The organism is Laedolimicola sp., from assembly GCF_051972735.1.
In the GTDB taxonomy this organism is placed as follows: Bacteria; Bacillota; Clostridia; order Lachnospirales; family Lachnospiraceae; genus Laedolimicola; species Laedolimicola intestinihominis.
The window spans coordinates 1-4,346 of sequence record NZ_JBOKYU010000077.1 but is presented as its reverse complement, the minus strand read 5'-3'; the positions used below and the strand labels follow the sequence as shown (position 1 = coordinate 4,346).

Sequence of the window (4,346 nt, the reverse complement as noted above, 5' to 3'; positions counted from 1 at the left end):
GGAAATTCCTTTTCAACGGAGGTACAATTTGTACCCCTGTTCAAACAACAGAACCGTGTTAAAGTAATTTGATGATAGCAAAAAGAAAAAGCGGGAGTACAGCCAATCGGATGAACCGAAAAGCTGTACTCCCGTTTTGTGTATCAGAAAGTGTTTGGAATCGAGCCATTTTCTCTATGTGCCAGCAAGCAGACCGACACATGAGAAATCATAAAGGCTCCCTTTGAAAATACGAATACAGGGAATTATTCTGCGTTTTTCGCCCCCTTATCTTCACATATTTTAGACCGTTTGGAATTGTAATGCGGACAAGCGACCAGACACGCCCGGAAACTCTGCTTGCAGCCGTGAATACATTTTTTACAGATATGGTTATACTGCCGCCTGCCGTTGTCACCCAGGAAGAACGCCCATTCCAACCGCCATTTCTTGCTTCGGCTCATAGGCAGTTCTGCTCTGGCACATCACGACCGGGCTTCTTTCCTTCTGGGGGCTTGTGCTCGGCACACTCCCGTTTTGCGTTCTCCAACCGCGCACGGATGGAAGGCTTCTCCGGCGTTGTCCGCTCTGCGTACTCCTGGGCTTTTTCCAATTCTTCGCCACGTCTGCCGTTGTTGATAACACCGTCGATCATGCCGTAGTCGTCCTCCAGCGTCATTTCAGCGGTGCGGAGAGGATTGTCCTTTTCCGGCTGCTCCGCTACCACGGCAAAGGCCCGTGTGCCGTTTCCCATGATAAGATACTTTTTATCATCGGAAATATGGTGGACGCCGTAACCGGCTGTCTCCATCTGCTCCCGGCTCATAGCCGTCACCTGAAAGCTGCCCCTGGGTGTCTGCACACGTTCACCAGTCTCAAAACGGTCTGGCAGAAAAGCGAGGTCTTATTTCTCTGCCGGGACAGGGAGAACAACGATATTGCCATTGATCTGCATAAATCGTTCCGGCGTTTTGAACTGTTCCGTGTATTTCTGGATCAGTTCTGGGGACAGGGACGCAAAATCTTCCTCACCAAGTCCAACCACCAGGAAAGTTCCTGCTACAATATCATAAATTTCTCTGTTTTCATCCCGCAGCCCACGGTTCAGGTCAAGCCCGATGAGCTTGCCTTCATCATTACAGACCAACGCTACCGGGTCAGAATAGGGATAGGTCGCTCCAATATCACCGCCAACCTCTGCCTGCAGGGAATGAAGGTCGAGGGAAATTTCCTTCACATAGGGTTCCTTCATAGGCTCCACTACAAGCACAGTTATCTTTTCCGAGGCAGCCTTCTCCGCAGCGGACAGCATTTCATCCGCATGGGACTTCTCTGGGTCATCCAGAGCGGCCTTAACCTCCGCGGGGTCAAAATCAAGAAATTCTTCATAGCCCGTAGCGTCCTTGAATTTTTCAATCTCCGAAGGGAGATAGTCCTCCTGCGTCTGGCCCAGCGCCGCCAGCTTTTCATCCAAAGCAGAAATGCGCCCTGCCATCAGGCTTTCGTAGAGTTCCTCCTTGGCAGCCTGTGCCTCCGGGTGTTTCGCCGCATACTGCGCGCTGCCGGAAAAACTCGTCCATGTCAAAGGCGATATCCATAGCCCATTCAGATTTTTCTTCTTCGGGAAGATCGTCCTGAAAGGTCATCACCCGGTACTCGTCGGGGATACTGCCGCGCTCACCGTCGTAATACTCATGGAAACTGTCACCCGTATCACGCACATAGCCCTGATCCGTGAAGGTGCCGTTTTCCTCCAACGCAATGTCCCGGCCGTAGGCCTCATAGTCGATGTAATTCTGCAAATGCTCTGGCACCTGCATAACGTCCAGTTCTTCGATGTAATAGCGGCCCAGATCGTCATAGTCATGGATATTGGGGTAAACCTCATAGCAATCCAGATTCTCGGTGAGGTTGATGATCTCCTGCAGGCTGCCGCAATGGTCGCCCATTTCCATACCGGCCTGAAACTGTGTGTATTCGCTTTCGCTCATTTCATCCAGCTTCGATGCCATATAATTCAGCTCGTCCAGATTTTCATATTCACCCAGCTTACTGTAAAGACCGTCCACATAGCAGTCATAGTCCGTGATGAACCATTCCTCATAGGGTTGGCCGAAGTCATCCTTCTGGCCGATCCCGATCCGCTTAAACACTTCTTTCAGTTCCTCGGCGGTGGTGGGAAACTTCACCCACTCGCCCACAAGCTCGCCCTCATTGTACTTCCCAAGATTGGTGATAAAGGCGGCAAAGGGATAATCCTTGTTGTGATCGTAATATGGCATATCAGCACCTCCTTACAGTTCCGGCGCAGACTTTTTCTTGTGGGGCTGCGCCTTGTTTTTCTCCGCACATTCCTTCTTGCCCTGTTCCAGCCGTTCCCGGATGGAAGGCTTTTTCTCCGGCTCCGCAGGGCGTTCATGATTCCACTCGTCGCCGGAAAGAGAAATATATCCGTGTTCCGTAAAATGGCCCTGTTCCTCCTGCATGGCGTACTTGCCAAAAGGAACAGGGTCGATTGCTTTCAGAAGTTCCGGGGGCAGCAACATATCCATGTGCTGTGCCAGACACCGCCACCCCAGATCATTCAGATCGTGGATATTGGGCTCAAATACGAAATAGTCGATGTTGGCCGCAAACTCCTTGAACTGCTCCGGCGCTGTCAGCTTGAAGGGTGAGGCCTGCACCGCCACCAACAGCTCCAGGTCCTCCGGGGAGAGGGCAGCCACCGCCGCCCTCACTTCGGGTAAATGTTCCAAAGTCTTATTTTCTGCCATTGACATCTTCCTTTCTTTTCGGAAATTCCAGTTTAAAGTTGATGTATTTGCCACCCGTGTCATCCAGGATCACCGCAGCGTCATAAGCAGCCTGTTTCTTTTCAGACCACATTCCCTTGACATTGGTACGTCCCTTTTTCAGAAGGTCCGTTGCTATCTTCTTTGTCAGCTCCTTCTTGCGGCTCGTCCAGAAGCGATCATTTTTCCAGAGGACAAAACCGCAGGAACGATCCGAACACGCAAAGTTTTTCTTTCCTTCATAGACCGGCTGGCCGCAGCGGGGGCAGGTGCCGATCACTTCCTCCTCTGGGGCAAACAGCTTTTTGCCATCCTCGGAAATGCAGGAATAGGTGGACACGATCTCTTGAACCATCGTGCGGATACCGCCCATGAAGGTATCCGGGTCAGCGCCGGGCGCAAGCCGGAAAGCCTGTGCCAGCTTATCGAAGGGATACACGAACAGAAGATACGGAAGGTTCAGCAAAAACATTTTTTTCATATTCATCTCTGCACGCTCCGATCTTTGACCTTTACTTTCTCCCGGTCAATGGTACGGTGTTCCGCTTTCTCTGCCGCCTGTTCCTTCGCCTGGGTCAGCCGCTCCCGGATGGAGGGCTTTTCCTCACGGCTCATTTTCCAGCTGGCAAACTCCTGAAACACCGCTGTGATGGCATCCGCGTCCCAGCTTTTGAAAAAGACCAGGTAACGGGGCTGCTCTGCAACGGTGTCCTTCTTCAATGCAAAGTACACATGGTATTTCTTCGCCACACGGGAGAAAGCCTTGATATTCTTGTCACTGATCTCGATATTGGCAAGACCGGCGTTCTGGCTGGCAAGCTGTTTAAGGCTCTGCCTGCCGCGGTAGATTTTGGGCTTCTGGCTTTTCTGGATTTCCTCCAGGAACTTTTTGACGGCCTTTTCAAAGACCTGCTCGCTTAGCTTGGCTCCGTCAACAATGAGCGTTACGGCGCCCCGCGTTACTTCCTCCTGCATTTAGCCTCGCCCCCTTTGCCCGTCCCCGTACATATCGTGCTGCACCAGGGAAGAATAGTAGCTGTTGATGGTGGTCGGGGCGTTATACAGCGCCGCCAGAAGATATTTCTTGATATTGCGGACATAGGTGGTGTTGTCCTTCATGCAGTCCATAACATACTGAACATGGGAACTGTCCAACTTCATAAACCGGGACTTTACCACCTCCGCCGGATAATCGTCTCCGGCAATGCGGATGACTTTGCGGGCAGAACACACGGTATCCACGATCAGGTCAACGATCTCGTCAAGCTGCTCACGGTCGATGTGGCTGTCCTGCACCAGATAGCTGTACTCGATGTTATCCAAAATCACTTCACGATAACATTCTCTGGCTCCCATCCGATCCGTTCCCATCCTTGCCCCTGCGGGGGTAGGGGGATTTGATTGGATAGGATTTGATAGTTCCGTACTTGATAAATCAGTTCTTGATGGATAGTTACTTGATTCATCTTTATTTAATTGGGCGGGTTCTTCCTGAACAGGCGTGACCAATGTTGGGTTTGCCTGTACGGGATTTTCCCGTATAGGTTTTTCCTGTGCAGGCGTTGGCTCTTTAGG

The 4,346-nt window shown here is 51.4% G+C and carries 7 protein-coding genes; all 7 read right to left on the bottom strand.

Annotation, left to right across the window (positions count from 1 at the left end; all coding sequences use genetic code 11):
- Positions 1 to 439: 439 nt before the first annotated feature.
- A complete protein-coding gene (locus ACTRC3_RS11505; RefSeq protein ID WP_440323164.1) occupies positions 440 to 841 on the bottom strand; it encodes a DUF4316 domain-containing protein in 402 nt (133 codons plus the stop codon).
- Between the two features lie 42 nt (positions 842 to 883).
- Positions 884 to 1,474, bottom strand: a complete 591-nt coding sequence (locus ACTRC3_RS11500) for a DUF3846 domain-containing protein (protein WP_440323163.1) — start codon at positions 1,472 to 1,474, stop codon at positions 884 to 886.
- Positions 1,446 to 2,261 (bottom strand): antirestriction protein ArdA, encoded by an 816-nt coding sequence (locus tag ACTRC3_RS11495; protein WP_440323162.1) that lies wholly within the window; start codon positions 2,259 to 2,261, stop codon positions 1,446 to 1,448. Before ACTRC3_RS11495 ends, ACTRC3_RS11500 begins: the two co-directional genes overlap by 29 nt.
- Positions 2,262 to 2,273: 12 nt before the next feature.
- The gene (locus tag ACTRC3_RS11490; RefSeq protein WP_440323161.1) at positions 2,274 to 2,753 is read right to left on the bottom strand and encodes a hypothetical protein; all 480 of its coding nucleotides are present in this window, start codon (positions 2,751 to 2,753) and stop codon (positions 2,274 to 2,276) included.
- Positions 2,740 to 3,258: a hypothetical protein gene (locus ACTRC3_RS11485; protein ID WP_440323160.1), complete on the bottom strand. Its 519-nt coding sequence runs from the start codon at positions 3,256 to 3,258 to the stop codon at positions 2,740 to 2,742. The genes ACTRC3_RS11490 and ACTRC3_RS11485 overlap by 14 nt, the downstream gene beginning before the upstream one ends.
- Positions 3,255 to 3,746 carry a PcfB family protein gene (locus ACTRC3_RS11480; RefSeq protein WP_440323159.1) on the bottom strand — a complete coding sequence of 164 codons (492 nt, stop codon included), beginning with the start codon at positions 3,744 to 3,746 and terminating at the stop codon, positions 3,255 to 3,257. The genes ACTRC3_RS11485 and ACTRC3_RS11480 overlap by 4 nt, the downstream gene beginning before the upstream one ends.
- Positions 3,747 to 4,346, bottom strand: a 600-nt coding sequence (locus ACTRC3_RS11475) for a DUF6017 domain-containing protein (RefSeq protein ID WP_440323158.1), incomplete at its 5' end; no start/stop codon positions are given. It lies immediately after the preceding gene.